General features: G+C 75.1%; 2 protein-coding genes. One reads left to right on the top strand and one right to left on the bottom strand.

What is annotated here, in order from left to right; all coding sequences use genetic code 11:
* The coding region (locus tag HW445_RS29025) for an AfsR/SARP family transcriptional regulator (RefSeq protein WP_180223817.1) at positions 1-1,151 on the bottom strand (1,151 nt) is incomplete at its 3' end.
* 273 nt (positions 1,152-1,424) lie between these two features.
* Here HW445_RS29025 and HW445_RS29020 point away from each other — a divergent pair.
* Positions 1,425-1,787 carry a hypothetical protein gene (locus HW445_RS29020; RefSeq protein WP_306673376.1) on the top strand — a complete coding sequence of 121 codons (363 nt, stop codon included), beginning with the start codon at positions 1,425-1,427 and terminating at the stop codon, positions 1,785-1,787.
* The last annotated feature ends 129 nt before the right edge of the window (positions 1,788-1,916 follow it).

The raw sequence follows: 1,916 nt of genomic DNA, 5'->3' as shown, positions 1-1,916 counted from the left end.
CGCCAGTCGGCGAGACCCCCCTCACCCCGCGTCAGGACGGCCAGGCCGGCGGCCTCCTGCGCGGCGTTCGCCACCGCCCGGAAGGCGGCGGCGTCCTCCGGATCGGTCAGGCAGGTGTACAGCCGCTCCCGGTAGGCCCGGGCCTCGTCGAGGACGGCGGCAGCCTCCGAGGGCTCCCGGGCGGCCCGCCCGAGCAGCCGGGTCACGTCGTGGTCGTCGGCCAGACCGAGATGGCCGGCCCACACCGCCAGGGTGGAGTAGCCGCGCAGCCAGTCCGAGCCGGGCAGCGGGGCGGACCGGCCCCAGCCGGCGAAGGTGTTGCAGAACTCCAGCGCGGGATGACCGCCGGTGCTCCACGGCAGCCACTCCTCCCCGACCCGCACCGCGTACAGCGGCGCGGGCGGCCGGTCGAGGCGGGGGTCGTCGTCCAGGATCCGCCGGTGCAGCGTGGCCAGGGCGGGCCCGGGTTCGACACCGGAGCCCTCGGCCAGTTCCGCACGCGTCTCGTCGAAGAGCCGGAGGGCCTCGGCGCGGCGGCCGCAGCGGTACAGCGCGGTCATCTGCGCGACGACGAGGCGCTCCCGGTCCGGCACCTCCCGGACCACGGGGGCGAGGGCGGTGACCACCCGCTCGTGCAGGCCCATGGTGAGCTGTGCCTCGGCACGCTGTTCCAGAGCCGTCAGCCGCAGCTCGCCGAGACCGAGCGCGGTGTCGACGCGGGCGCGGAGCACGTCGTCGGCCACGTCGGCGAGGAGAGGACCCTTCCACAGGTCCAGCGCGCGGTCGTGGAGGCGGACCCGTTCGGACGGATCGCCGGCGGTGGCCGCACGGCCGACCAGGCCGGTGAACTCCCGCGCGTCGACGGTGTGTCCGTCCCCCTCGAGCAGATAGCCGGAGTGACGCGTCAGGATCCGCAGGCCGCACGGCGCGAGACGGGACCGCAGCCGGCCGACGTAGGTGTGCAGGGTGGCACGCGGTGAGCGCGGGAGCGCATCGCTCCACAGCAGGTCGGCGAGGCGGCTCGCCGGCACGGCCCGGTCCACGTGCAGCAGCAGGAGCGCCAGCAGGCACCGCTCCTGGCGGCGGCTGCTCACCACCACCGGCCGGCCGTCGTGACGGGCCTCGAACGGACCGAGCAGCTGGAACTCCATGACCGTGCACCCTACAACCGGCCCTGGGAGCGGCGGGGAGCGCCGTGGTGAGGGAATGGTCAGCGGGCGGGGTGAGGCTGGCCGCGCACGTCCAGAACCGATCTTCGACATCCCAGGAGCACCCATGCGACGCATACTCCTCACGCTCTGCGCCCTCACCGTCACGCTGTCCGCGGCGGTGGTGCCGGCCTCCGCCGCGGACCGGCCGAAGGATGGGAGCCCGCCCCCTCGCTCCCGTGGACCAGCCCCGCCGGCGCCCGGTGCGACTTCGCGGTGCGGGGCGAACCCGTGGTCGACGAGGTCGTCCGGCGGGTCCTGGAGACCCGCCCCGACGGTTCGGTGAAGCGCGCCGCCTACACGGGCGACCTGGTGGTGCGGATCACCCACGAGGAGACCGGGAAGTCCTACGACGCGGACGCCGGCGGCAGCGCCCTGGTCGAGTACCGGGCCGACGGGTCGCAGCTGTGGGCCGTGCTCGGGCCGGTCCTGGTCGGCTTCGCGGAGAACGGCGGCACCCTGGGACGAGGGCTCTACATCGTCGACGGGGCGTACACGATGGACATCTCCTCCACCGGCCAGAAGACCGTCACCACGGCCCACGCCACGGTGGACGACCTCTGCGCACGCGTCGCCTGACCGCTGACGCGCCCCTTCCCCGGAAGGGGCGCGTCAGCGGTCGCGGCCGGTGTTGAGCCGGGCGGCCCGGCGCGTCAGGTGGTCGCGTTCGGCGGCCGAGGTGGCCTTGCGGGCCGCCTCGGCGTACAG

Origin of the sequence: Streptomyces sp. UH6, assembly GCF_013421635.1 — a bacterium.
GTDB classification, from domain to species: domain Bacteria; phylum Actinomycetota; class Actinomycetes; order Streptomycetales; family Streptomycetaceae; genus Streptomyces; species Streptomyces abyssomicinicus.
This window is presented reverse-complemented; position numbering and strand designations above follow the sequence as displayed.